Annotated in this window: 18 protein-coding genes; 6 read left to right on the top strand and 12 right to left on the bottom strand. The window is 74.6% G+C overall.

Features of this window, described 5'->3' with window-relative positions; genetic code table 11:
- The first annotated feature begins 190 nt into the window (after nucleotides 1–190).
- Nucleotides 191–1,927: an NAD+ synthase gene (locus tag CLV37_RS06220; protein WP_106208185.1), complete on the top strand. Its 1,737-nt coding sequence runs from the start codon at nucleotides 191–193 to the stop codon at nucleotides 1,925–1,927.
- Between the two features lies 1 nt (nucleotide 1,928).
- Nucleotides 1,929–2,750, top strand: coding sequence for a 3-methyl-2-oxobutanoate hydroxymethyltransferase (panB, locus tag CLV37_RS06215; protein ID WP_106208183.1), 822 nt, complete (start codon nucleotides 1,929–1,931; stop codon nucleotides 2,748–2,750).
- On the opposite strand, the gene CLV37_RS06210 is transcribed toward panB, so the two are convergent.
- Nucleotides 2,747–3,937 (bottom strand): ROK family protein, encoded by a 1,191-nt coding sequence (locus CLV37_RS06210; RefSeq protein WP_170127076.1) that lies wholly within the window; start codon nucleotides 3,935–3,937, stop codon nucleotides 2,747–2,749. The genes panB and CLV37_RS06210 overlap by 4 nt on opposite strands.
- Before the next feature lie 90 nt (nucleotides 3,938–4,027).
- Here CLV37_RS06210 and CLV37_RS06205 point away from each other — a divergent pair, with 90 nt between their 5' ends.
- Complete coding sequence (locus CLV37_RS06205; RefSeq protein WP_106208179.1) at nucleotides 4,028–5,638, top strand: glycoside hydrolase family 13 protein; 1,611 nt, start codon at nucleotides 4,028–4,030, stop codon at nucleotides 5,636–5,638.
- On the opposite strand, the gene CLV37_RS06200 is transcribed toward CLV37_RS06205, so the two are convergent.
- Together CLV37_RS06200 and CLV37_RS06195 are read right to left on the bottom strand one after the other, a co-directional pair.
- Nucleotides 5,629–6,186, bottom strand: coding sequence for a hypothetical protein (locus CLV37_RS06200; RefSeq protein WP_106208177.1), 558 nt, complete (start codon nucleotides 6,184–6,186; stop codon nucleotides 5,629–5,631). The genes CLV37_RS06205 and CLV37_RS06200 overlap by 10 nt on opposite strands.
- Nucleotides 6,183–6,707, bottom strand: coding sequence for a hypothetical protein (locus tag CLV37_RS06195; protein WP_106208175.1), 525 nt, complete (start codon nucleotides 6,705–6,707; stop codon nucleotides 6,183–6,185). Before CLV37_RS06195 ends, CLV37_RS06200 begins: the two co-directional genes overlap by 4 nt.
- 59 nt (nucleotides 6,708–6,766) lie before the next feature.
- On the opposite strand from CLV37_RS06195, the gene CLV37_RS06190 reads away from it, so the two are divergent.
- Entirely contained in the window at nucleotides 6,767–7,819 is a 1,053-nt protein-coding gene (locus CLV37_RS06190) for a PLP-dependent cysteine synthase family protein (RefSeq protein WP_106208173.1), read from the top strand.
- Nucleotides 7,816–8,610: an alpha/beta fold hydrolase gene (locus CLV37_RS06185; protein ID WP_211298430.1), complete on the top strand. Its 795-nt coding sequence runs from the start codon at nucleotides 7,816–7,818 to the stop codon at nucleotides 8,608–8,610. The genes CLV37_RS06190 and CLV37_RS06185 overlap by 4 nt, the downstream gene beginning before the upstream one ends.
- A 19-nt stretch (nucleotides 8,611–8,629) precedes the next feature.
- Here the strand turns inward: CLV37_RS06185 and CLV37_RS06180 are convergent, their stop codons facing one another.
- From CLV37_RS06180 to CLV37_RS26960, 3 genes are read right to left on the bottom strand one after another with little or no spacing between them, the layout of a single operon-like run.
- On the bottom strand, nucleotides 8,630–9,430 hold the full coding sequence (locus CLV37_RS06180) for a hypothetical protein (RefSeq protein WP_106208171.1): 801 nt from the start codon (nucleotides 9,428–9,430) through the stop codon (nucleotides 8,630–8,632).
- Nucleotides 9,427–10,344, bottom strand: a complete 918-nt coding sequence (locus CLV37_RS06175) for a hypothetical protein (RefSeq protein WP_106208169.1) — start codon at nucleotides 10,342–10,344, stop codon at nucleotides 9,427–9,429. The genes CLV37_RS06180 and CLV37_RS06175 overlap by 4 nt, the downstream gene beginning before the upstream one ends.
- Entirely contained in the window at nucleotides 10,341–11,345 is a 1,005-nt protein-coding gene (locus CLV37_RS26960; protein ID WP_146149316.1) for a hypothetical protein, read from the bottom strand. Before CLV37_RS26960 ends, CLV37_RS06175 begins: the two co-directional genes overlap by 4 nt.
- A 953-nt stretch (nucleotides 11,346–12,298) precedes the next feature.
- On the opposite strand from CLV37_RS26960, the gene CLV37_RS27420 reads away from it, so the two are divergent.
- Nucleotides 12,299–12,736 (top strand): hypothetical protein, encoded by a 438-nt coding sequence (locus CLV37_RS27420; protein ID WP_170127058.1) that lies wholly within the window; start codon nucleotides 12,299–12,301, stop codon nucleotides 12,734–12,736.
- Nucleotides 12,737–13,387: 651 nt separating this feature from the next.
- Here CLV37_RS27420 and CLV37_RS06160 read toward each other — a convergent pair.
- The 6 genes from CLV37_RS06160 to CLV37_RS06135 are packed head-to-tail and all read right to left on the bottom strand — an operon-like array spanning nucleotide 13,388 to nucleotide 23,679.
- Complete coding sequence (locus CLV37_RS06160) at nucleotides 13,388–15,628, bottom strand: hypothetical protein (RefSeq protein WP_106208166.1); 2,241 nt, start codon at nucleotides 15,626–15,628, stop codon at nucleotides 13,388–13,390.
- Nucleotides 15,629–15,647: 19 nt separating this feature from the next.
- Nucleotides 15,648–17,846 (bottom strand): hypothetical protein, encoded by a 2,199-nt coding sequence (locus CLV37_RS06155; protein ID WP_106208164.1) that lies wholly within the window; start codon nucleotides 17,844–17,846, stop codon nucleotides 15,648–15,650.
- 24 nt (nucleotides 17,847–17,870) lie between these two features.
- Complete coding sequence (locus tag CLV37_RS06150) at nucleotides 17,871–19,838, bottom strand: hypothetical protein (RefSeq protein WP_106208162.1); 1,968 nt, start codon at nucleotides 19,836–19,838, stop codon at nucleotides 17,871–17,873.
- A gap of 10 nt (nucleotides 19,839–19,848) precedes the next feature.
- Nucleotides 19,849–22,191: a hypothetical protein gene (locus CLV37_RS06145; protein WP_146149315.1), complete on the bottom strand. Its 2,343-nt coding sequence runs from the start codon at nucleotides 22,189–22,191 to the stop codon at nucleotides 19,849–19,851.
- Complete coding sequence (locus CLV37_RS06140; RefSeq protein WP_106208158.1) at nucleotides 22,178–22,429, bottom strand: hypothetical protein; 252 nt, start codon at nucleotides 22,427–22,429, stop codon at nucleotides 22,178–22,180. Before CLV37_RS06140 ends, CLV37_RS06145 begins: the two co-directional genes overlap by 14 nt.
- Nucleotides 22,426–23,679 (bottom strand): neprosin family prolyl endopeptidase, encoded by a 1,254-nt coding sequence (locus CLV37_RS06135; protein WP_170127075.1) that lies wholly within the window; start codon nucleotides 23,677–23,679, stop codon nucleotides 22,426–22,428. The genes CLV37_RS06140 and CLV37_RS06135 overlap by 4 nt, the downstream gene beginning before the upstream one ends.
- Nucleotides 23,680–23,810 lie beyond the last annotated feature (131 nt).

The following is a 23,810-nucleotide window of genomic DNA, read 5'->3' as shown; positions in this document are numbered from 1 at the left end:
CGCAGGCGCACCGGCGCGTCCCAGCCCCCTGGAGCCCGGGGCGCGGGGTCCCGGCGCGCGCCGCTGCACCCCCTCGCCGCCGCTGCGTGGACCGGTCGGTGCACCGGTGGGTGCGACGGGGGTGCGCCGACGGTGCGCGGGCCGCGCACCACCGCGCGGGGACCCCGCCGCGGCTCACTACGCTGGCCCCATGCCCCAGCTGCGCGTGGCCATGGCCCAGATCGACACGACCGTCGGCGACCTCGACGGCAACGTCGCGGCGATCCGGGAGTGGACGAGGAGGGCCGCGGGCGACGGGGCGCACCTGGTGCTGTTCCCGGAGACGGCGGTGACGGGGTACCCGGTGGAGGACCTGGCCCTGCGGCGCAGCTTCGTCGCCGCCTCGCAGCAGGCGGTGGGGCGGCTGGCGGCGGAGATCGCCGACGACGGCTTCGGGGACGTGACGGTCGTCGTGGGCTACGTCGACCAGCACGAGGGCTCCGGCCGGCCGCAGAACTGCGCGGCGGTCCTGCAGGGCGGGCGGGTCGTGGGGCGCTACGCCAAGCACCACCTGCCGAACTACGGGGTGTTCGACGAGTACCGCATCTTCACCCCGGGCGACGACCTCCTGGTGGCGCGGGTGCGGGGCGTGGACGTGGCGATCGCGATCTGCGAGGACCTGTGGCAGGACGGCGGGCCGGTGCAGATGGCCGACGACGCCGGCGCCGGGCTGCTCGCCGTCATCAACGGCTCGCCGTACGAGCGCAACAAGGACGACGTCCGCCTCGAGCTGGTCGCGCGCCGGGCCGCGGAGGCGGGGTGCCCCATCGCGTACGTCAACGCGGTCGGTGGCCAGGACGAGCTCGTCTTCGACGGCGACTCCCTCGTCGTCGCCCAGGACGGCACGGTGCTCAACCGCGGGCCGCAGTTCCGCGAGGCCCTGGTCGTCACCGACCTGGACCTGCCCGAGGCGTCCCGGGCGCCGGGGTGGGAGGAGCACATCTCCCGCGTCACGGTCAGCGAGGAGCTCGTCCCCGCCTACGAGCCCCGCACCCCCGAGCTGCACGAACCGCTGCCCGACGTGGCCGACGTGCACGCCGCGATCGTGCTGGGCCTGCGGGACTACGTGCGCAAGAACGGGTTCCGCTCGGTGGTCATCGCCGTCTCGGGCGGCATCGACTCCGCGCTGGTGGCGAGCCTGGCGTGCGACGCGATCGGCGCGGAGAACGTCGTGGGGATCTCGCTGCCGTCGGGGTACTCCAGCCAGCACTCCCGCGACGACGCCGAGGACCTCGCGCGGCGCTGCGGCTTCGAGTACCGCCAGTACGCCATCGCGCCGATGGTCGACGCGTTCCTGGCGACCGTCCCGCTGAAGGGCGTGGCGGAGGAGAACCTGCAGGCGCGCGTGCGCGGGACGACGATCATGGGCCTGGCCAACCAGGAGGGCCACCTCACGCTGGCGACGAGCAACAAGAGCGAGCTCGCGGTCGGGTACTCGACGCTGTACGGCGACTCGGTCGGCGGCTACGCACCGCTGAAGGACGTCCCGAAGACGCTGGTGTGGGAACTGTCGCGCTGGCGCAACGCCGACGCGGCGGCCCGCGGCGAGCAGCCGCCGATCCCGGAGAACACGATCGACAAGCCGCCGTCGGCCGAGCTGCGCCCGGACCAGACCGACCAGGACTCGCTGCCGCCGTACGACGTGCTCGACGCGATCCTGGAGGACTACGTCGAGGGCGACCAGGGCCGCGCGGACATGCTGGCGGCGGGTTTCGACGGGGCGCTGGTGGACTCGATCGTCACGCTCGTCGACCGCGCCGAGTGGAAGCGCCGGCAGTTCGCGCCGGGTCCGAAGATCTCGTTCAAGGCGTTCGGCCGCGACCGGCGGCTGCCCATCACGAACCGCTGGCGCGAACGCGAGGCCCAGCAGGAGCTGGGGGCGAACTGAGGTGTCGTACGCGACCGAACCTCCCGCCCGCCGCCGCCGGACCCGCGTCCACCACCTGCAGCAGTGGAAGGAGACGGGCCACCGGTGGGCCATGCTCACCAGCTACGACACCATGACGGCCCAGGTCTTCGACGAGGCCGGCATCCCGGTGCTGCTCGTCGGCGACTCCGCGGCGAACACGGTGTTCGGCATGTCCAGCACCCTGCCCGTCACGCTGGACCACCTGCTGCCGCTGACCCGCGCCGTCGTGGCCGGTGCCCCGAACGCCCTCGTGGTGGCCGACCTGCCGTTCGGCTCCTACGAGGCCTCCGACGAGCAGGCCGTCCAGTCGGCCGTGCGGCTCATGAAGGAGGGCGGCGCCCACGCCGTCAAGCTCGAGGGCGGGGCCCGGACGGCCTCGCGGGTGCGGGCCGTGGTGGACGCCGGGATCCCCGTGATGGGGCACATCGGGTTCACCCCGCAGTCCGAGCACGCCCTGGGCGGGTACCGCGTGCAGGGCCGGGGCGAGGCGGCCGCCGGGGTGCTGCAGGACGCCCGCGCGGTGGCCGAGGCGGGGGCGTTCGCGGTGGTGCTGGAGATGGTCCCGGCCGACGTGGCCCGGCAGGTCACCGAGTCCCTGGCCGTCCCCACGGTCGGGATCGGCGCCGGGAACGGCTGCGACGCGCAGGTCCTGGTGTGGCAGGACTTCGCGGGCCTCAGCGACCGCACGGCGACGTTCGTGAAGAAGTTCGCCGACCTGCGCACCGCGCTCGGCGACGCGGCCCGCGCGTACGCGGCCGAGGTCGAGGACGCGAGCTTCCCCGGCCCGGAGCACTCCTTCTAGCTCCCGGCCCGCTCCAGGGACAGCGACAGCACCCGGTCCCGCACGTCGTCCAGGGCCCGGCGCACCGCGCCGAGGACGACGACGTCGCGCCCGAGGGTGGAGGCGACGACGAGGGGCCGGGGTTCGTCGAGGAAGCGGGGCAGTTCGGCGTTGACCCGCTCGACGAGGCCGAGCGCCCCGGCGACCCCGCCGGCGACGACGACGCGTTCGGGGTCGAACAGGCTCGCGAGGGTCACGACGACGCGGGCCAGCCGGTCGGCGGCCACGGCGAGCAGCGACCCGGCCAGTTCCTCGCCGGCGGCGGCCGCGGCGACGACGTCCTCGGCCGCGCCCGTCCCGCCCGCCTCGGCCACCAGGTCGCGCAGCACCTTGCCGAGCCCGGCGGGGGAACCGACGCCGTCGACGATGGTCAGGTAGCGCATCTCCCCCACCCCGCCGCGGGCCCCGCGCAGCAGCCGGCCGTCGTCGACGACACCGGCCCCGATGCGCTCGCCGGCGAGCAGGGTCACCTGGTGGCGCACGCCCCGGCCGCTGCCGATCCACCCCTCGGCCAGCGCGGCGAGGTTGGCGTCGTTCTCGGCCAGGACCGGCCACCCGTGCCGGGACGACAGCCCACCGGCCAGGTCGGCGTTGACGAACCCCCAGTAGGGGTTGCCGGAGAACTCGGTGCGGCCCGAGGGCCCCACGGGGGCCGGGACGCCGAGGACGACGGACAGCACCTGCGGGGAACCGGCCTGCGCCAGGGCCTGCCGGACGGTCGCCGCCACGACCTCGAGGCGCTCGGCGGCGGGGGTGCTCGCCGGTTCGTGGGCGACCTCGCGCGCGACGTCGGCCAGCGGACGTCCGCGCAGGTCGCCCACCCGCGCCGCGATCCGGTGCTGCCCCGCGTCGATCCCCACGACGACCCCGGCGTGGACGTCGAACGCGTACCGGCGGGCGGGGCGGCCCTTGGTGTAGGTGCCGGCGGCCCGCTCGTTGGGCAGCTCCCGCAACCACCCGCGACCGATGAGCTCCTCGCACACGTCGTGGACGGTCGCGCGGGACAGCCCCGTGGCGGCGATGAGGTCGGTGCCGGTCACGGCGGGTTCGGAGCCGTCCGGGCCGGCGGGCAGGTCCCAGACGTGGTGGAGCACCGCGAGCGCGTTCTCGTCGCGCAGCCGGCGCGTCACCGAGACTCCCGTCGGCACCCCTTGACCCCTCTCGCCCGACCTGGGCACACTTTAACCAGGCCTTAGATTTAGGGCCAACATCAAGTACACGATCATCGGAGATCCACCGTGGAACAGCCCACGAAGGACTGGTGGCGGCAGGCCGTCGTCTACCAGGTCTACCCGCGCAGCTTCGCCGACTCGAACGGCGACGGCATCGGCGACCTGCCCGGCATCACCTCCCGCGTCCCGTACCTGACCCGCCTCGGCGTCGACGCCGTGTGGCTCTCGCCCTTCTACCCCTCGGCCCTGGCCGACGGCGGGTACGACGTCGACGACCACCGCGACGTCGACCCGAAGATCGGCACCCTGGAGCAGTTCGACGAACTGGTCGCCGCCCTGCACGGCGCGGGGATCAAGCTCGTCGTCGACATCGTCCCCAACCACTCCTCGAACCGGCACCGCTGGTTCCAGGCCGCCCTGGCCGCCGGCCCCGGCTCCCCCGAGCGGGAGCGGTACGTGTTCCGCCGCGGCGGCGGCGAGCACGGCGAACTGCCCCCCAGCGACTGGACCGCGATGTTCGGCGGGTCGGCGTGGGAACCCGTCGGCGACGGCGACTGGTACCTGCACCTGTTCGCCCCCGAGCAGCCGGACTGGAACTGGGACCACCCCGACGTGCGCGCGGACCACCTGCAGACCCTGCGGTTCTGGGCCGACCGCGGTGTCGACGGGTTCCGCATCGACGTCGCCAACGCCCTGACCAAGGACCTCAGCGAGCCGCTGCCGACGACGGCCGAGCTGGACGGGCTCGTCGACGGCGCGCACCGCTACCTCGACCGCGACGAGGTGCACGAGGTGTACGCCGAGTGGCGCAAGCTCTTCGACCAGTACGACCCGCCGCGCACGGCCGTCGCCGAGGCCTGGGTCCCGGCCCACCGCCGCGCCCGCTACGCCTCCCCCGAGGGGCTCGGCCAGGCGTTCAACTTCGACCTGCTCAAGGCCGACTTCGCCGCGGACGCGTTCCGCGAGATCGTCACCGACAACCTGCGCTTCGCCGCCGACGCCGGCAGCTCCTCGACGTGGGTGCTGTCCAACCACGACGTCGTCCGGCACGCCAGCCGCTACGCCCTGCCCGCCGGCGCCGACCAGAACGCCTGGCTGCTCTCGAACGGCACCGACCCCGCGCCCGACACCGCGGGCGGGCTGCGCCGGGCCCGCGCCGCGACGGCGTTCATCCTCGCCCTGCCCGGCAGCACCTACCTCTACCAGGGCGAGGAACTCGGCCTGGTCGAGGTCGCCGACCTGCCCGCCGAGGACCTGCAGGACCCGACCTGGCTGCGCTCGCAGGGCGAGGAGAAGGGCCGCGACGGCTGCCGCGTCCCGCTGCCCTGGACCGCCGAGGGGTCCTCGCACGGGTTCGGGCCGGGCGGGTCCCACCTGCCGCAACCGGCGTGGTTCGCCGACGTCGCCGTCGACCGGCAGGACGGGGTCGAGGGCTCGACGCTGGAGTTCTACCGCCAGGCCCTGGCCGCGCGCCGGCGCCTGCGGACCACCGAGGACCTCACCTGGCTCCCCTCGGCCCCGGACGTGGTGTCGTTCTCCCGCCCCGGCGGGTGGACGGTGCTGACGAACGCCGGGACCGAGCCCGTGGACGTACCCGCCGGGGAACTCGTGCTGGCCAGCGGCCCGCTGGACGGCGACCGCGTCCCGCCGGACACCACGGTGTGGGTTCAGGCCTGAGGCTCGCGCCGCAGCAGGAGCCACGCGGCCGCCGCGCAGATCCCCGCCGGGACGAGCGCGGTGGCCGCGTCGACGTACGGGCCCGCCGACACCACCGGCCAGGGCACCGCGTCCACGCCCGCGTCCAGGGCCAGGTAGACGCCCGAGTACGTCGTGCTCCACCCGAACCCCGTGGACGGGGCGAACCACGCCACCAGCCGCGCAGCCGCGGCCACGACCCCGACGACCGCGCTGAACACCGCCGTCGCAGCCGCGGCCGGTACGAGGACCCCGTCCAGCCGCCAGGTCCCGGGCGCCCACCGGCACGCGGCGAGCAGGGTGCAGGCGAGCGCCGCGCAGGCCAGGGCCGTCGAGAACCCGACCTCGGCGCTGACCCAGCCGAGGCGGTCCACGACGCCCGGCACCGGGGTGAGACCCACGACCGCGACCTCCGGCGGCACGTAGGACCCGGCGCCCGTCCAGGCCCGGGCCGCCGCGACGACCGTGATCAGGACGGGGACGAGGGCCGCTGCCAGCAGCGCCGCGTGCCGCCAGGACCGGACCCTCACGCGCCCGGCGCCCGACGTCCGAGCGCCGCGGCGGCCAGCGCGGACAGGACCGCCAGCGCCACCAGCGGCCCGACGACGGGAGCGTCCCGCAGCGCCCCGCCCGGATCGGGGACCAGGCCTCCGTCGTACGGCACCTCCACCACGGCCGCGGCGGCCGCGGCGAGCGCCACCGCGACGACCGCACCGGCCACGACGACTCCCCCGGCGCGCACCCCCGGGCGCAGGCGGTGACCGGCGACGCTCAGGGCCCCCAGCACGGCCAGGCCCAAGCAGGAGGCCAGCAGGGCCGGGGCCACGGACGTGGTCGCCAGCGTCTGCAGCAGCTGCTCGACCGGGCCGGGCTCGGTGACGTCCTCCACCGCCACGGCCCAGTCACCCCCGGTCGCGGTGAACACGGCGTCGTCGTCAGTGGGCAGGGTGCTCACCACGAGGTCGCCGAGCAGGAGGACGACCGGCAGCGCCGCGGCGAGGACGGCAGCGACGCTCAGGGTGGTCAGGGGTGGACGGGGCGGGACGGGCACCGGGTGAGGCTACGGAGCGCGGGGGCGGGAGGGACCCGGATCGTCGGTACCGTCACCCGGTGAGCTCCCCCACCGCCCGCGACTGGGTGCACCGCGCCGTCCGCATCATCGAGGCGGACGCCAACCGCAGCGCCGACACCCACCTGCGGGTGTTCGACCTGCCGCAGGAGTGGGGCGTCCGGCTCTACCTCAAGGACGAGTCGGTGCACCCCACGGGCTCGCTCAAGCACCGCCTCGCCCGGTCGTTGTTCCTGTTCGGCCTCAGCAACGGCGACATCACCGAGGGCACGACGCTCGTGGAGGCCTCCAGCGGGTCGACGGCCGTCTCCGAGGCGTACTTCGCCCGCCTGCTGGGGCTGCAGTTCGTCGCCGTCGTGCCCGCGCAGACGTCGGCGGCCAAGCTCGACCTCATCACCCGTCAGGGCGGCCGGTTGCACCTGGTCGAGCCCGGGGACGTGTACGCGGCGGCCGAGGCCCTCGGCGCGCAGGACGGGTGGTTCTACCTCGACCAGTTCGCCAACGCCTCGACGGTCACGGACTGGCGCGGCAACAACAACATCGCCTGCTCCATCTTCGAGCAGCTCGCCCTCGAACCCCACCCCGAACCCGAGTGGATCGTCGTGGGCGCCGGGACGGGCGGCACGAGCGCGACGATCGGCCGGTACTGCCGGTACTCGAAGCGCGCGACGCGGCTGGCCGTGGTGGACCCGGAGGGGTCGGTGTTCGAGGAGGCGTGGCGCACCGGCTCGCGCGCCGTGACCGGGCCGGGCTCGCGCATCGAGGGCATCGGCCGCCCCCGTGTCGAACCCTCGTTCGTGCCCACGGTCGTCGACGAGGTGTTCACCGTGCCGGACGCCGAGTCGGTCGCGGCGATGCGGATCCTGTTCGAGCGCAACGGGATCCGGGCGGGTGCCTCGACGGGCACGAACCTGTCCGCGGCGCTGCGGCTGGTGGACCGGATGCGGCGGCAGGGTCGGCCGGGTTCGGTGGTGACGCTCATCTGCGACGACGGGAACCGCTACCTGGACACCTACTACGCGGACGACTGGGTACGGGCCAGGGGCATCGACCTGGACGCCGGCCGCGCCGCGGTGGAACCCTTCTTCCCGTGACCCGCACCGTGGAACGCACCGAACTGGAACTCCCCGACGGCCGGACCCTCGGGATCCACGACACCGGCGGGGCGGGGGACGTCGTCCTGTGGCACGGCGGGACGCCGAACACCGGGGAACCGCCGGCGCCCTGGCGCGAGACCGACACGCGCTGGATCGGCGTGGACCGTCCCGGCTTCGGCCGCTCCCCCCGCCTGCCCGGTCGCCGGGTCGCGGACGTCGCGGCGGACGTGCGGGCCGTCCTGGACCACCTCGGTGTCGAGACCTGCCGCTCGGTGGGGCACTCCGGCGGGGGGTCGCACGCACTGGCGTGCGCGGCGCTGCTGCCCGAACGCACCACGTCGGCGCTGTCGATCTCGGGGCTGGCCCCCTTCTCCGGCGCCGACTGGTTCGAGGGCATGGGTCCGCACTCGCGCGCCTCCCTGGGCCGGGCCACCGGCGGCCGCAGGGCCAAGGAGCAGTTCGAGGCGGCCGGCGGGTCCGGCGGGGTCGACTTCACCGACGACGACTGGGCCACCCTGGAGGGTCCCTGGGGCTGGTTCGGGACCGTGGTCGCCGAGGCGACGGCCGACGGTCGCGGCGGGGTCGTCGACGACGACGTCGCCCACGTGAACCCCTGGGGTTTCGACCCGGCGGCGATCACCGTCCCGGTCACCCTCGTGCACGGCGAGGCGGACCGGGTGGTCCCCCTCGCCCACGCCCGGCGCCTCGCGGCGCTGATCCCCGGCGCCGACCTCGTGACGGTGCCCGGCGCGGGGCACCTGTCGGTGCTCGAGGAGATCTCCCGCTGAACCGCGGCGGCCCGGACCGTCAGGGTCCCGCGGTCGTCCCCCGGCCGGTGGCGGCGCCCGCCACCGGCCCGTCCCGGCGCAGGGCGGCCAGCGCGGGGCTGTGCCAGGTGGGTGGTCCGTAGGCCCGGGAGCACACGACGTCGGGGTCGCGGCGGGGGCAGGCCCGCGCCACCGCGGCGACGGCCCCGGCGAGCCCCTCGACCCCGCACCGCGCGGCGTTCACCAGCGCCCGCCGCAGCTCGTCCGGTTCGGGGTAGAACGGCGACAGGCTCTCCCACCGGGCCCGGGAGGACCCCGCCCACCGCGCCCCCGCGAGCACCGACGCCCTGGACTCCTCGAACCCCGGGACCGCCTGCAGCCCCGTCACCCGCAGCAGGGCCAGGACGTTGGCCACGGCGGTCAGGTCGACGACCCCCGCGTCACGGCCCCGGTGCCACGTCGTGAAGGTCCCCACCCGGATCCAGGGCGGTCCGGGGTCCAGGACCCGGCGCAGCCGCCGGTTGCCCAGCGTCCGGCACGCCACCCGGCGCGTCCGGGTGCGGTCGAGGCGGCCCGCCAGGTGCAGCTCGGTCAGGAGCACGGCCGTGTCGTCGCTGTCGGGCGGCAGCTCGGGAGCCCACGCGGGCCGCCCACCCTCGGGCCAGAAGCCGAACGACCCGTCGGGGCGGGCGCAGCGGCCCAGCGCGTCGAGCCAGCCCGCCGGGGCCCGGTGCCCGGCCAGCCGGAGCTCGCGCACGAGCAACCCCGTCACGAAGCCGTTCGCGTCCTGCGCGGTGCGCCCGTCGGCCCAGCGGACGACGCTGGGCGGGGGGTCGTTCACGTCGGCCGCAGACCGGCCTGGAACCACGTCCGGCCGGCCGCGTCCACCCCTGCCCCGACCACCCCGTGCCGCCAGCGCCCGTCCGCGGGGCCGGCCGCCAGCGCCGGGTACGACCCGGCGCGCAGCGCGGGGACCACCCGTTCCAGGGACCGGCCGACGGACCCGTCGCGCGACCACACGCGGGCGGCGACGGTGAACCAGGTCAGCGCCAGCGGGACCCCCGCCGGTGAGACCGCCAGGCTCAGCCCCGACGGCCGGGGCAGGTGCTCGCCCCGCTCGCCCAGGAGTCCACGGACCCCGGCCACCAGGGCGCCGGTGTCGCCCACCGTCGCCGACACCGCCCGCAGCTGCGCCCACGACGGTTCGGGCACCCGGGCGTACAGCTCGACCGAGCCGTCGTCGTTCACCCCGGCCATCCGCCACGTCAGGTCCAGGACCGCGCGCGCCAGGTCCCGCGCCGCCGGCGTCCACGACCCCGGGGGCAGCGTCCCGGTGGGCAGTTCGGCGTAGACCTTGGCCCGGCGCGCGCCGGCCAGCCACCGCACCCCCAGCCAGGCCCCGTAGCGCAGCGGCCCACCCCGCTGCGCGGCTCCCCACGCCGCGACGTCCACCCCGGCCAGCTGCCCGGCCCGCTCCAGCCGCCCCGCCTGGGGCGCTTCGGGGCCGGCGACCTCGCAGGTCCAGCGGACGGCGGCGTCGCGCGAGGCCCAGGCCAGTTCGACGGGGTAGCCCGTCGCGGTGAGCACGCCGCAGCGCCACGCCACCTCCGGCCACGCGGACCGGGCCAGCGGGGCGAGGACGTCGGCCAGCTCGGCCCCGGACGCGTCGACGTCGCGCGGGTCGACGCCCGGGCAGGCCCGCCACCGGGCCAGACCCCGGGTGCAGGCGGCGTCGAGGGCCGGGGCGGTCCTCACCGGATCGGGAGCACCTCCTCGCTCGTGCGCACGAAGGCGCGCTGGTCGAACACCCCGGGCCCGGTGAACGTGAACCGCACGGAGTACTCGCGCTGCGTCGGGTCGCGCAGGGCGAGGTGCACCCGCAGCGGTTCGGTCGCGGTGCCCGGCAGTTCCTCCCGGACCGTGCGGTCGTAGGGCGTGGGCAGGTCGCTGTGGTACTCGATGTCGACGATCACCCGGTCGATGCCCGCCGGGACGAAGGACGGCACGAGGACGAGGTCCAGGGCGTCGGTGAACAGGTCGTCGACCCGCAGCAGGGTGAGGTCGACGTCGACGGGCCCGGTGCGCTCGACGGTGCCGTCGGTGAGCACCTGCCGGTAGGCGACCCGCACCCCCCGGTCGGCCGGGGCGGGCAACGCGCCCCGCAGCTTCCAGACCTGCGGCGGGGTGCCCTCCTCGAGGGTCACCAGGTGCCGCAGCTCGCGGTCGCCGTAGCCGGTCGCGCTGAGCTGGACGTCGATCGAGGCGACGACGTCCCAGTCCACGTCGCCCGGCTGGACGGTGTACGTGCGCAGGTCGAGGTGCTCGTAGGGGTTGACGACGACGTCCCGGTCGGTCGAGCCGGGCAGCGGGACCGCGTAGCGCAGCGCGTCGCCGTCCCAGCCGGACGTGGCGTCGAAGGTGAGCTCGAGGAGGGCGTCGTAGCTCAGGGTCAGCTCCTCGTCGAGGAACGTCGTGAACGTCTGCGGGTCGGCGTGCTGCGGGGTGAGGACGAGGTCGCCGTGCCGGACGTGGCTCGCCGGGCCGTAGTCGATCGACAGGTGGGCCTCGGTGAGCCCGAGGGCGCTGACGTCCCCGGGCATCCTCGCGGTGACCGTCAGCTCGCGGAAGAAGGGGTGGTCCAGGTCGACGAGCGTGACGACCTTCTCCGCGGCGGCGAGGTCCGCGGCGAGCAGGCCGAGGAAACCCTGCGGGGCCAGGGTCCGGCGGACGGCGTCGGTGCGCTGGTACTTCAGCACCAGGTCCTTGCGCTCGTCCTGACGGACGAACCGGAGCTTGAACGCGGCGAGGGTCGGGAGCTCGCCCGGCTTCGGCGTCGGGTTCGGGTTCGGCGTGGGGTTCGGGTTCGGGTTCGGGTTCGGCGTGGGGTTCGGGTTCGGTCGGGTTCGGGTTCGGCGTCGGGTTCGGGTTCGGCGTCGGGTTCGGGTTCGGCGTCGGGTTCGGGTTCGGCGTCGGGTTCACGGCGGCGGCTCGTCGCAGCACGCCGCTCCAGCTCGACGTCGTCCCGCCCCCGGCCACCCGGACCTGCGCGACGCGGTTGTCCGGGTCGCCCCCGAAGGGCCCGTGGCTGCCGGGTCTGGCCGCGGCGACGGTGTCACCCAGGGCCTCCTGCACGACGGGGTCGCCGCCGGCGCGCCGCACGAGCGCGACCGCGACGTCGAGGCGGCGGCGCGACAACCGCGCGTTGTGGGCGGCGCGGGCGGGGTCGGGTTGCGGGGTCGCGTGCTCGTGGCTGGCGTACCCGCGGACCTCGACCCGCTGCGGGGCCGGCAGCCCGTCGATCCAGCGGGTCAGCCGGTCGGCCCCCACCTCGGGACCGGTCCAGGAACCGTCCCCCTCGACGCGCTGGACGCCCGTCGCGGAGCGGAACCGGGGGTCGGTCGTGGTGTTCTCGACGTAGGAGCGGAACCCGGCGCTCGGCGGCTGCGTCGACCAGCCGTCCTCGGCCGGCTGGTCCATGTCGAAGAACAGGCAGAACACCTCAGCGGACGCGGGCGCGTCCCACGTGACGTCGACGGTCAGGGAACCCCCCGCGGCGACGTCGCGCGTGAGGTTCCCGTCCGGGCCGAGCGCGACGTCCTGACCGTCGACCCGGACGCGGGCCCCCGGCCCGGCGACGTGCAGGGTCTCCACCGTGCCGGTGGTGGCGGCGGTGAACGTCACCGCCTGACCCGCGGGCAGCGGGACGGGGGTGCTGCTGCGGACCTCCAGCGTGGCCGGCGCCGGCGCCACGGGGGCGGTGACCACCCCGGAGGGGGCGGCCTCGGGGACCGCGGGCCGGCCGGTCCCGCCCGGGGCGGGAGGTGCACCGGGCCCCGGTGCGGGGGCGGGGTTCGGAGGGGGGGCGGGGTTCGGCGTCGGGTTCGGCGTCGGGTTCGGCGTCGGGTTCGGCGTCGGGTTCGGCGTCGGGTTCGGCGTCGGGTTCGGCGCGGGCGTCCCCGCAGCCGTCTTCCCCGGTGCGAGGGTCGGCGTGAACCAGGTGCTCAGCAGGTGGTCGGTGAACAGCTGCAGCGCCCACTTCTCCTGGTCCGCCTGGGTCAGGTCGCCGGTGAAGTCGTGCACGACGATCTCGATGGCCCCCCGGGAGTGCAACCACTCCAGCGCGGCCTCCAGCCCGACCTTGAAGTAGACGTACTGCCCCTCCAGCCCCGCGGTCAGACCGGTGTAGACCTGGTCGAGGTGGGCGGTGACGGTGACGTCGAGCGTGGGCCGCAGCGCGAGGTACTGCAACGAGTAGACGACGCCGAACGGGGTCGCACCCTCCCTCAGCGCCGCCTCGGCGATGACGGCGCCCTCCTGGCTGAGGACCAGGTTGAACGCGGCCCGGTTCGCCGCGTCCATCGTGGGGACGGTGGCACCGAGGATCTGCTCCGTGGCCCGGAACGCCCCCTCCGGGGCCGGTCCCGCGGAGGTCCCGCCCGGGCCCTGCAGGTCCAGCGCGATGCACTGCACGGTCCCGGTCTCGAAGGGCGGCGGGGCCAGGCTCACGGGCAGTTCGACCCCGGGCTCGGACGAGACCCGCGACTCGATCCGGCTCAGGGTCGTCCGCGGCAGTTCCAGGGCGCTCTCGAACTGCATGAAGCCGCCGCCGCGCTGCACCCCGCCGGCCTCGGCGGGCCGGTAGGTGAGCAGCGACAGGGCCGGCGCGCCGTCGGTGCGGTGCGCCAGGGCGACCCGGCCGGGCAGGTACCAGAACCGGCTCCTGTCGGCGTGGTCGCGGTAGACGGTGATGCCGTCCACGACGAGCGGCTTCTCCAGGCTCAGCACGACGGCCCCTCCCTCACGGCAGTCTCGGCACGAGGACGGCGTCGGCCCCGGTCGTCCAGTCGGTGGTGTGCCGCAGGCCGTTGCGGTAGAGGACCGTCTCGCGCCACTCGTACCGGTCCCGGGTCACGTCGGCGTAGTCGAACTCGAACCGCGCCGTCGTGCCGGGGCCGTCGAGCTCGAAGCGGTCGGCGAAGCTGAGGTTCTCGGCGAAGTCCTCGAACCGCAGTTCCACGGTGACCCGCTCGACGCCCTTCGCCGTCCAGTCCGCCGGTGGCCGCACCTGCACGACCCGGTGACCGCGCATCGCGGGGTCGACGGTGATGCGGGGCGCGAAGGTGGTCGACGGCGGGGTCTGGACGACCCGGCCGTCGAGGTAGCTGAACGTCACCGTGAACTCGATCCCGGTGCGGGTGGGGTCGCGCAGGTCCACCACGAACGGCGGTGGGGTCACGGTCTGGGTCAGGTGCAACGTTTCCTGGACGAGGACGTCGTGGGCGGGGTCCTCGTACGTCACGTCGACGAACACGTCGCTGACCTCGGTCCACCGCACGTTCGCCAGCACGGCCAGCGTCCGCGCCCGGAACGGGTTGCGGACCTGGATCTCCTCCAGGTCGCTCGTCGCCCAGCCGGAGTCGACGTCGTTGCCGTCGACCGCGCGCAGGACGGTGCGGACCTCGTAGACCCGGTGGTCGCGGTCGACCACGAACACCGGCCACACGGTCGAGGGGGCCTTCTCGACGAGCCGGAACACGTCCTGCTGGTCGACGCCGTGGTCCGCGTCGCGGTACCGGACGTGGACCTCGACGGTGTCGAACCGGGTCCAGGGGATCCGCTCGGCCAGGACCGCGACCGAGCGGACGGTGAACACCTCGTCCTCGGGCAGCAGCGAGACGAGGTCGGCGTCGGCGGGTCGGTGCGCACTGGTGAGCTGGCCGGGTCGCTCGGAGGTGTCGGCGGCCTTGAACCGGACGTCGTAGGACACGTCGACGTCCTTCGTCACCACCCCGTCGTGGACGTCGCTGAGCCACTCGAAGGTCGTGGACCAGTCGTCGGGGGTCAGCAGGGCGTTGCGCGTGAGCCCGCCGTAGCGGGCCTTGACGTCGATGCTGTCGATGAAGGGGGCCCCGAGGTTGGGTCGGTAGAGGACCTGGAGCTTGCGCTTGGTGAAGAACTCGTCCGGGCTGATCTCCCGGACGAGCCGGCCCCTGAGCTCCGGTGAGGCGCTGATGGCCGAGAACAGCGACGCGAGGTGCCCCTGCGGGTAGATCGAGCGGCGCACCGTTGTCCGCTCGGAGAACGTGACGTCGAGGTTCTTCCGGTCGATCCGCGTGTAGTCGGTCTTCTTGTAGGAGAACGTGACCGGTGGGTTCGTCACCGCCGGTCCCCCGGCGGCGGCCGCGGCCGTCCTCGTGGCGAAGTCCCCCAGCGCCTCGAGGTCCTGGACCCACCCCGAGGGCTCGTCGGGTTTCCACGGGGGCAGGCTCGGTTCGAAGAACGCGGAGGTGATCATCGCCTTGACCTGGGCCAGGGCCGCGTCGCGGCGGTCGACGACCCCCTCGGTGTCCTCGGTGACGAACGTGTCGGCGCGCAGGTCGATGGCCTTGGAGTCGTCGAGCTCGTCGACGGCCCGGGAGATGTCGGCGGAGAAGATCCACGCCTTCGCCCCGAACGTCTCGTCGAGGTGCTTCTGCACCCGGTCCCAGTCGATCGACAGCGTCACCCGGTACGCCGGGCGCAGGGCGAGGTGGTCGAGGGAGTAGACGACGGCGACGGGCAGGATCGCCGCGTCCAGGGTCCCCTCGACGAGGGCGTAACCGGTCTCGTCGAGCAGGACCGAGAACGAGGCCGTGTTGTCGTCGACGAGCGAGGGTTTCGCGTTGTGGACGGCGTCGACGACGAAGGCCGGCGCCTCGCCCGCGGGTGCGGAGCTGTCGGTCCCCATGCTGATGAGGTGGACGGTCCCGTCGACGGGCGGGACCGGCGCCAGCCGCGGTGCGACGTCGAGGTCGAACTGCGTCTTGACCTTCCCCCGCAGGGCGTCGACCTGCGCCTGCCCCAGGGAGAGGTCGCAGTCGAAGGACAACAGGCCACCGGTGCGGGCCCCGCGGAAGCCGATGAGCTGGAACACCGGTGTCCCGTCGACGACCGACAGGTGGGGACGGGTCGGCAGGTAGTACCACTGCGCCGGGTCGGCGTGGTCGGGGAACACCGAGACACCGTCGATCACGGCGCAGCGGGAGTCGAGCAGCAGCATCACGTCACCTCGCGACGGGTCAGGCGGGAAGGTCCAGGAACAGGGACTCCTCGGTGGCGTCGTCCTTCGCGTCGGTCTTCTTGCTGCCGTCGAGGAGGAAGAACGTGGCGCTGTAGCTGTAGGAGGCCGGTTCGCCCTTCGGCAGGAACACCGACCACGTCCTGGCGCCGGTGTCCCCCGACCGGAAGAGGAAGTCGTCGGTCTTCGGCGGGGTGCTGTGCAGGTACTTCAGCGACACGTTGACCAGCTTCAGCTTCGTCCAGTCCAGCAGGTCCGGCACGATCGCGACGTCGAGCTTGTCGACGAACTTGCGGCCGAGCTCGAAGCGGGTGCCCTTGGCGTCGGTGACCTCGACGTCCTCGCTCGTGCCGTCGCGGTGGCGCACGGTCGCGGTGTAGGAGAGCTTGCCCTGCGCCTCGTCGACCGTCGGGAACGTCCAGACGTCGAACGGCTTGCCGGTGCCGCTGAGGGTCACCGCGAAGTCGCGGCGGTAGGTGTTCGCGGGCTCCTCGTAGACGGCCTGCACGGTCACGTCGTCGATGTCGTCCGTCAGGTCCCCCACGGCCTGGAACGTGACGGTGCGCAGGGCCCGGAACGGGTCGTCGACGGAGATGGTGCTCGCGTCCGTCCGCAGCTCGGGGCCCGTGATCTCCCGGCCGTCACCCTTCATCGTGTAGGTGGTCTGGTAGGTGACGTCCCCCGCGCGGGGTTCGCCGATCACCTCCAGCAGCTGGTGCGTGCCGTCCTGCTCGGTGAGGTTGAAGAACCGTTCGACGGGGTGCTCGCCCCCCTCGTAGCGCACCCGGACCCGGGCCCGGGCGACCTGCTCGAAGTTGATGTCCCCGTTGACGACGTCGAGCTTGAGGACCGGCAGGTCGTGCACCTTGACGTTGAGGTCCGTCCCGTCGTCCTCGACCTCCGGCGACGTCCACGGCGGGGTGTCCCCGGTGAAGTTCACCGTGTACGACCAGAAGAACGTCCGGATCTTGTCCGCGACGATGAACTCCGCCTTCTGGGGCGTGCCGGCGTCGTCCTTCGTGAAGGTCGCCTCGACGGTCTTGGCGTTCTCGCCGTGCGGGTAGCGGATCTTCACCTCGACGAGGGTGATGCCGTACCCCGGGAAGTCGGCGTCCACCCGGACCGAGACGAGCAGGGAGCGCAGGAACTCGTCGACGCTGATCCTGGAGTAGTAGTCCTCCCACCTCAGGGCGGCGCCGTTCGTGTCCTGCAGGCTGGTGACGGTCGGCAGCATCCCCTGCGGGTGGATGGTGCGGATCACCGCCTTGGCCTCGGTCCACTCCACGCGGACGTCGGAGATCTGCGTCGTGGAGATCTCCCGGTGGACGTCCTCGATGTCCTGGTCCTCGGTCCAGCCCTTCACGTTCGGGTCGACGGCCTGGACGGCCTCGAGGAGGTTGCGCTGCACGGCCGCGTCGAGCTGGCTCATGATCGAGGCCCGCATGGCGGCGTCGAACTCGGCCTGCTGCTCCCCCGTCAGGCCCGGGTCGGCGACGAGGTCGAAGTGGGTCTCGGTGACCTCGTTCTTGTACCGCGTCGAGTTGGTGATCTCGGTGTAGCTGTCCTCGCTCCAGAAGTTGTCCTCGGTGTCGACGTCCTGGAAGAACGAGTAGAACGAGTCCGCGTGCCAGTGGCCCCACGCGTGCGACTGCGGCAGGCGCACGTAGTGGTCGAGGTCGTAGATCACCTGGATGGCCGAGGCGGTCCCCCGGCTCAGGGTCTCCTTGAAGATCGCCGTCCCGAGGACGGTCAGCTCCAGGAAGAAGCAGGCGGTGTTGTACCCGGTCAGCGAGGGGACGGTGGAACCGCTGAGCTTCTCGACGATCTTGCCGTCCTGCTGCAGGAGGAGCTTCACGGCGCCCCTCAGCCACGGGACGGTCTGGATGTCGGGTTTCAGCGCGTCCCCCCCGAACGGCCTGAACCGGTGGTCCAGCTCGTCCTGCAGCCCCTTGCGGATGAGGTCCATCGTCCCGGGCAGGAAGCTGAGGTCGGTGTCGAAGGCGACGAAACCCCCGAACTGGCTCTCCCCCTGGCGGCGGATCGCGTCGTACTCGACGAACCGCAGGGCCAGTCCCCCGGTCTCCAGCCGTGCGATCCGCGGGTAGCGCGGCATGACGTAGAACACGTTCGACCGGCCGGGGTCGTCGTCACCGTGGATCTGGTGGCCTTCGAGCAGCCGGACGTCGTCGAGCTTGAGCATCTCGTCTTCCTCTCGCAGCGGGGATCAGGGCCGCCAGGTGGCGGCGTCGGTCTCGACGGTGACGGGCCCGGCGGCCAGGGCCTGCGCGAGCGGGCCGGAGGCGGCGACCCGCAGCACGTACCGGACCCGGAGCAGGCCCGTCTCACCGGCCAGCGCCCGGTGCACCGGCGCCAGGTCGTCGGGGGCGAGCTGGACGCTGAACGCGGCGTCCTGGCTCGTGGTCGCCGACGTCACGGCCGTGGCCAGGGTGGTGTCCGAGCCGTCGCGCGCGAGCCGGAGCTCGGCCGCGCCGTCGACCTCGAAGGGTGCCGGGGCCAGCCGCAGCCCGGCGGGCGCGCCCGCGGCCAGGGCCCGCGTGCGCAGCGCGTCCTGGGCGGCGTCGGACAGCTCCAGGGCGGTGCCGACGGTCAGCCAGGCCAGCCCGGCCGCCTCCACGAGGGTGAGCTGGGGCTGTCCCGTCCCGTCGCGCACGACCCCGGCGCGCAGCGGCAGGAACCGCCAGTCGGGGTCCGTCGCCGTCCCGGCCGCCCGCAGCCCGTCCACCTCCGCGACCAGGACCGGTTCGGGCCGGGGTCCGGGGTCGGCCCACGGGGCGTCGGGGAAGGAGAACGGGTCGAGCCAGACCTCCGCGTCGGGCAGGTCCCGGCCCACGGTCCGCGCGGGGTCGGCGTGGGCGCTCGCGAGCGCCGTGAGGCTCACCTGGTGCGCGTCGCGGGGGACGGCCAGCCAGCCGTCCCCCGCCCCGGCCCGCAGGACGACGGAGGCGGTGCACACCGCGGGGTCGCGCACGAGCCGGGTGGTGCGGGCGCTGACGGTGACGTCGGCGAGGTCGAGCAGGGCGCGGGTCGCGTGCACGGGCAGGACCCGGATCCCGAGGTCGGCGGGGGTGAGCACGGGCGTGCGGTCCTCGGCGACGGGGCGGGCGGCGCCCTCGACGGTGCGGGGGCCGCGGTCGGTCTCCAGGGCCGCGGCGCCGGTGAGGTCGTAGGCGAGCGTCTCGCCGGGGGCCAGCGCCAGGACGACCTCGCTGGGGCCGGGGGGTCGCAGGTCGGCGGTCACCTCGGCCGGGAACGGCCGGGCGGGGGTCGCGGGGGCGGTGAGGGTCGCGGTGGCGGCCAGCACCCCCGCGGGCAGGCCGGGCAGGGTGCTGTGGACGAGGACCCGTTCCCGGCCGTCGCTCAGCGGGGCCACGACGTGGTCGGTGACGACCGCGGCCGTTCCCCGCAGCGGGTCGCAGGCCAGCCGGAGCAGCCGTCGCGCCGCGCAGGGTCCGGTCAGGTCCCAGGAGAACGTCGGCGTCCCGCCGGGGTCGGCCGCGAAGCGCCAGCCCTCGCGGTCCGCGTCCAGGGCGGGCACCGCGAGCCGTGCGACGAGGCGGTCCAGCACCGCCGCGGCCCAGGTCCGCGGGTCCTGCGGCCCGCCCGCGACGGACACCCCGGCCCAGCCGGCGGCGGTGCGGTCGAGGAGGTCGTCCGGGGCCACGGGGTCGGTCCCGACGTCGGCGAGGAACCGTCGCGCGTCGACGGTGACCTGCCCCGGGCACCGCGCGGCGACGCCGGGCACGGTCACGAGCACGACGGCGCCGAGGGTCTGCAGCCCGCCCCGCACGGCCCCGGCGAGCAGTTCGCCGGTGACGTCGTCGAGCCGGACCAGGGTGGGCAGCACGACCCCGGTCGCGGCGTCCCAGGGCTGCGGGGCGAGGGCGGCGGCGGGGACGTCGAGGGCCGCCGGGGCGCTGAGCCGGACCCACCCCGACCCCAGCGGGGCCGGGCGGACCCGGGACGGGCCCGGTTCGTCCCCGCCGATCTCGAAACCCGCCTGCACCAGGGTGAAGCGCGTGACGCGGTCGCCGCGGTCCTGCACGTACCGGTCGATCCGCAGCGGGTGCGCGCTCAGGCGCGTCGGGAGCACGCACACCGCCCCCGGTTCGTCGTGGACGGCGAAACCGCGCGGCCCGTCGGGCCGGCCGAGGTCGGGCAGTCCGGTGAACACGGCCGTCCCCCTACGCCTGCGGGAACGTGAGGAGGCTGCTGTCCGAGGACCGCCACGCGGTGTCGGCCGTGCTGGTGCCCGCGACGTGGACGAGCGTCTGCCGGAACGAGTACGTCCCCTCCCCGCGGTCGAGCAGCCAGTCGCGCAGCGGGACGGGGACGGCGACGTCGAGCTGCAGGGTGTCGGCGTCGAGCAGCACCGCGCCGGCGACCCCCTCGAACTCGACGCCGATGGCGCTGAGGTCCTGCGCCGGGTCGCCCGTGCGTCCCAGGCCGGCGGCGGTCGTCAGCAGCTTCACCCTGCGCGGCAGGCGCTCGACGCGCCGGTCCAGGGTCTGGGCCACGACGGCCTCGGGGGTCACGACGACCCGGACGCCCGTCACGTCCAGCTGGACGTCGCTCGCCCCGGGGGGACCGGTGACGACCAGGTCCAGGGTCGCGGCCGGGGCGATCGTGGCCGGGGTCGGGCCCGTCACGGTGGCCGGGACCGGGCCGGCGTCCGTGACGACCCACGCCGGGGGTCCGGGCACGCTCAGCGGGTCGGTACCGACGTTCGTCAGGGTCACGGTCCAGGACCCGTCCTCGCGCGGCGTCTCGGTCCAGCTCAGCGGGGGCACCGCGGGCCGGTCCAGCCGCAGCTCCACGGGCACCTGGTGGGTGGCGTCCCCGGCCGTGACGTCGACCCGCCCGCGCAGCGGGTTCCCCGCCCCGGACCCGAGCACGGCGTAGACCTCCCGCAACGCCTCGAAGGAGAAGCTCTCCGCGATCCACCAGCCGGCGACGAGGTCGGGGGCGGCGGCCGTCGTCACGGGACCGCCGGGCAGGTCCAGGCGGCAGGTGGCGGGCTGGATCGCCGGTCGCAGCTCCACGGGGGCCCCACCGGCGGGGACGTGCGCGGCCAGGGCCCGCCGGGCGTCGGCCAGCCGGGCCGCGGACGTCTGCGGCACCAGGTGCGCGCTGACCAGCGCCAGCGCCTGCTCCGTGCCGTCGGGCGCGCTCGCGCGGCCCACGGTGAACGACAGCTCGGGCCCGTACGGCGCCTCCCCCGCCCGGCCCACGAGGAAGACGTCGGGCAGGTGCAGGAAGACGTTGCCGCAGTCCTGGTCCTGGAGGTAGACGTGCCCGCGCGAGGCCGGTCCCTCGGGGGGCCAGGGCACGACGAACGTCGCGAAGCCCTTCGTCGTGGGCGGCTGCCCGGAGGGGAACAGGTACGGGTGGGTGGCGACGTCGAAGCGCAGCGCGATCCCGCAGTCCTGCCTCGAGCTGGTCACGACGAAACCGGGGTCGGGATCGGGGTCCGGGACGGGTGCGGGGAAGGGCCACGGGAAGGGTTTCGGGAAGGGCCGGGGCCAGCCCCGGACCGGTCCCCGACCGGGCAGCCCCCGGTGGTCGCGCACCACGTCCCGGAACCGCTCCAGGCGGGCGAGGTCAGCCACCTCGGCGACCTCGCCGACCTCGGCCACCTCGGGGGACTGGAACCGTCGCAGCAGCGCACCGGCGCCCACGTCGACGGGGCGCAGGGCACCGGCGAAGCCCCGGTCGACGGTGAGCTGCTGGCGGAAGTCCACGTGCAGCCCGGCGGCCCGGGCCAGGCCGGCGGTGACGACGGCGGTGCCGGTCTCCTCCGGTCGCGGCCGGTCGACCGGCACGCGTTCGACGTGCTCGACCAGCTCCTGCACCGGCTCCGGGTGAGGGCCCGGGTCGGGGTCCACGAGGAGGTCGGGCAGGATCACGTGGGTGGCCAGGACGTCCGGCCCGAGGGCGACGGCCAGGTCGGGACGTGGCGGGAGCCGGTGGGCGGGGACGGCCACCGAGACGCTGCGGTGCACCACGAGCAGGGCCTGGTCCTCGTCGCGCGTGAACGCCCGCAGCAGCGCGTCCCGCTCCGGCAGGGTCAGCAGCAGCACGACCTGCGGGGTGTTGCGGGTCGGCCCCAGGCCGGGGTCGAGCTCGGCCACGGGGTACTCGCGGGCGAGTTCCCCGCGGGTGGACACGGTGACGGAGAGCTCGTGCGGCAGGATCGCCGCGCCGGGGCGGTCCACTTCGGGGGCGGGGTAGCTCTCCAGACCGAACACCGTGCGCCACAGCCCGTCCACCAGGGTCGTGGCGATGTCGTAGCGACCGGTCTCGGCGAGCACCCGCAACCGGTACCGCGGCAGGTAGGACACCGCCGCGGGATCGAGGGGGTCCTCGAACAGGACGGTGTCGTCGACCCGCCCGGTGGGGCTGACCGGGACGCCGACCTCGGCGCGGGGGACCCCGGGACGGAAGGGCAGGACGCGGTGCAGCACCTCCAGGTCGATCCCCAGCAGGGCCCGGCGGGCCGGTCCGCCGAGCACCTCAGCTCCCGGCACCGTCCCTCCCCCCGGGGTTCTCCTGCGGCGGCCCCTCGGTGACGGCCTCTTTGCCCCGCAGGCGGTACGCCGTCGTCTGCTTGCGGCGCGGCACGTACCCGGGCGGGCACACCGCCGTCGGGGAACCGCCGGTCGAGGGGGCCCGGGCCGCCGCCGGGTCGGCGAGCACGCACTCGAACTCGGCGTCGGCCGCCGAGGGCAGGACCTGCGGCAGGTCCGGGGCGCCGTCCGGCATCACGCGGCCCCCGGTCCGCCCCAGTAGAAGTACGAACCCCACCCGCTGGTCCCGCTGAAGTCGGCGGAGATGTCGTACTCGGTGGCGTCGGTGACCTGCGGGGTCCCCTGCAGGTCCGTCATGGTCCCGGCGTCGTCGCTCTGGTAGCGCAGGTTCCGCATGTACGCCGCGTGCGTCCACCCCTCGCGGGCGAAGGCGCCGCTGCCCATGTCGGTCTGGGAGCTCTCGGGGTGGTTGACCGTGTCGTCGACGATCTCCCCGCCCCAGTCGGTCTGGTCGGCCATCGACCGCAGCCCCGTCTCGGAGTACAAGCTGGCCGGGTAGTACCCCATCCACTCGGCCCCGATGCGGACCCACCAGTTGCCCTGGTGCAGCTGCACCTTGACGAACAGGTCGTACTGGTCGCCACCGGCGACGCTCTCGGCGACCCGCATGCCCGGGAAGGAACTCGTGGCGACCTGCACCCACCCCCGGACGTCGGTGTTGTAGCCGCCGACGTCGTCGCCGCTGCTCGTGTACCCGGTGGTCGTGTAGTAGATGAACAGGTGCGGTTCCCAGTCGCCGTAGACGTCCTTGTAGGTCTGCGCGCCCACCTCGAGGGTCTGCAGCCCCGTGCCGGTGCCCCGCACGGTCCACTGCTGGCCGAGGGAGAACTCGTTCGACCACTGCACGTAGGGTTTCCAGGTGTTGACGTACCCCTCGGTCCCGTAGTTGGTGACCGTCTGCCAGGCGTGGGCGTACTCGTGCGCGGCGCCGGTCTCGGGCCGGTTGGGGTTGTCGGGCGGGGTGACGATGCGCGGGTGCAAGCCCTTGGCCAGGTAGTCCTGCAGGGTGCCGACCGGCCGCATGGCGTCGATGTCCTTGCGCAGCAACGGAACCGTTCCGGGTGGCCCTTGCTCGACGGGCGGCCGTGCCGCGGACCGGGTGGGCCGTTCGGCGCCGACGCCGGACCCCGCGGCCTCGGGGGCTTCGGGAGTTTCGGGAGCTTCGGGGGGTTCGGCGGGCCGCCCCGGCGCCTGGGACTCCACGGGGACCCAGTCGACCCGGTCCCCGGCGGGTGTGGTCGTCGCCGCGACGACCTCCCGCCGGCGGTAGCGGTCGAGGTGGTGCTGGCGGATCTCCTCGAGCCGCTCCGCGGCGACCGCCGGGTCGCCCGGCGGGCGGTCGAGCGGGGGCCGGTCGAGGTGGGGCGCCGACAGCAGCGACCGGCGCCGACCGGCCTGCGGGTTCTCCTCGATGGTGCCGACGTCCATCGCCGTCTCCTGGTTCTCGCGTGCAGCGGAAGTGGGCCGGCGCCCGGTGGCCACCGTCGAGGAACCCGGACGTGACGTGGGGAGGACTCGCGGCCCGGCGGGGAGCGGGGGGGTGGCGGACACACCGACGT

The sequence above is a fragment of the Kineococcus rhizosphaerae genome (assembly GCF_003002055.1).
GTDB classification, from domain to species: domain Bacteria; phylum Actinomycetota; class Actinomycetes; order Actinomycetales; family Kineococcaceae; genus Kineococcus; species Kineococcus rhizosphaerae.
Note: the sequence above shows the minus strand (reverse complement) of the source record. Positions and strands in the feature narration are given on the sequence as shown.

Coding starts and splice junctions, on each gene's coding strand:
- CLV37_RS06220 (WP_106208185.1), top strand. CDS start 191: ATGCCCCAGCTGCGCGTGGCCATGGCCCAGATCGACACGACCGTCGGC.
- CLV37_RS06160 (WP_106208166.1), bottom strand. CDS start 15,628: ATGCTGCTGCTCGACTCCCGCTGCGCCGTGATCGACGGTGTCTCGGTG.
- CLV37_RS06155 (WP_106208164.1), bottom strand. CDS start 17,846: ATGCTCAAGCTCGACGACGTCCGGCTGCTCGAAGGCCACCAGATCCAC.
- CLV37_RS06135 (WP_170127075.1), bottom strand. CDS start 23,679: ATGGACGTCGGCACCATCGAGGAGAACCCGCAGGCCGGTCGGCGCCGG.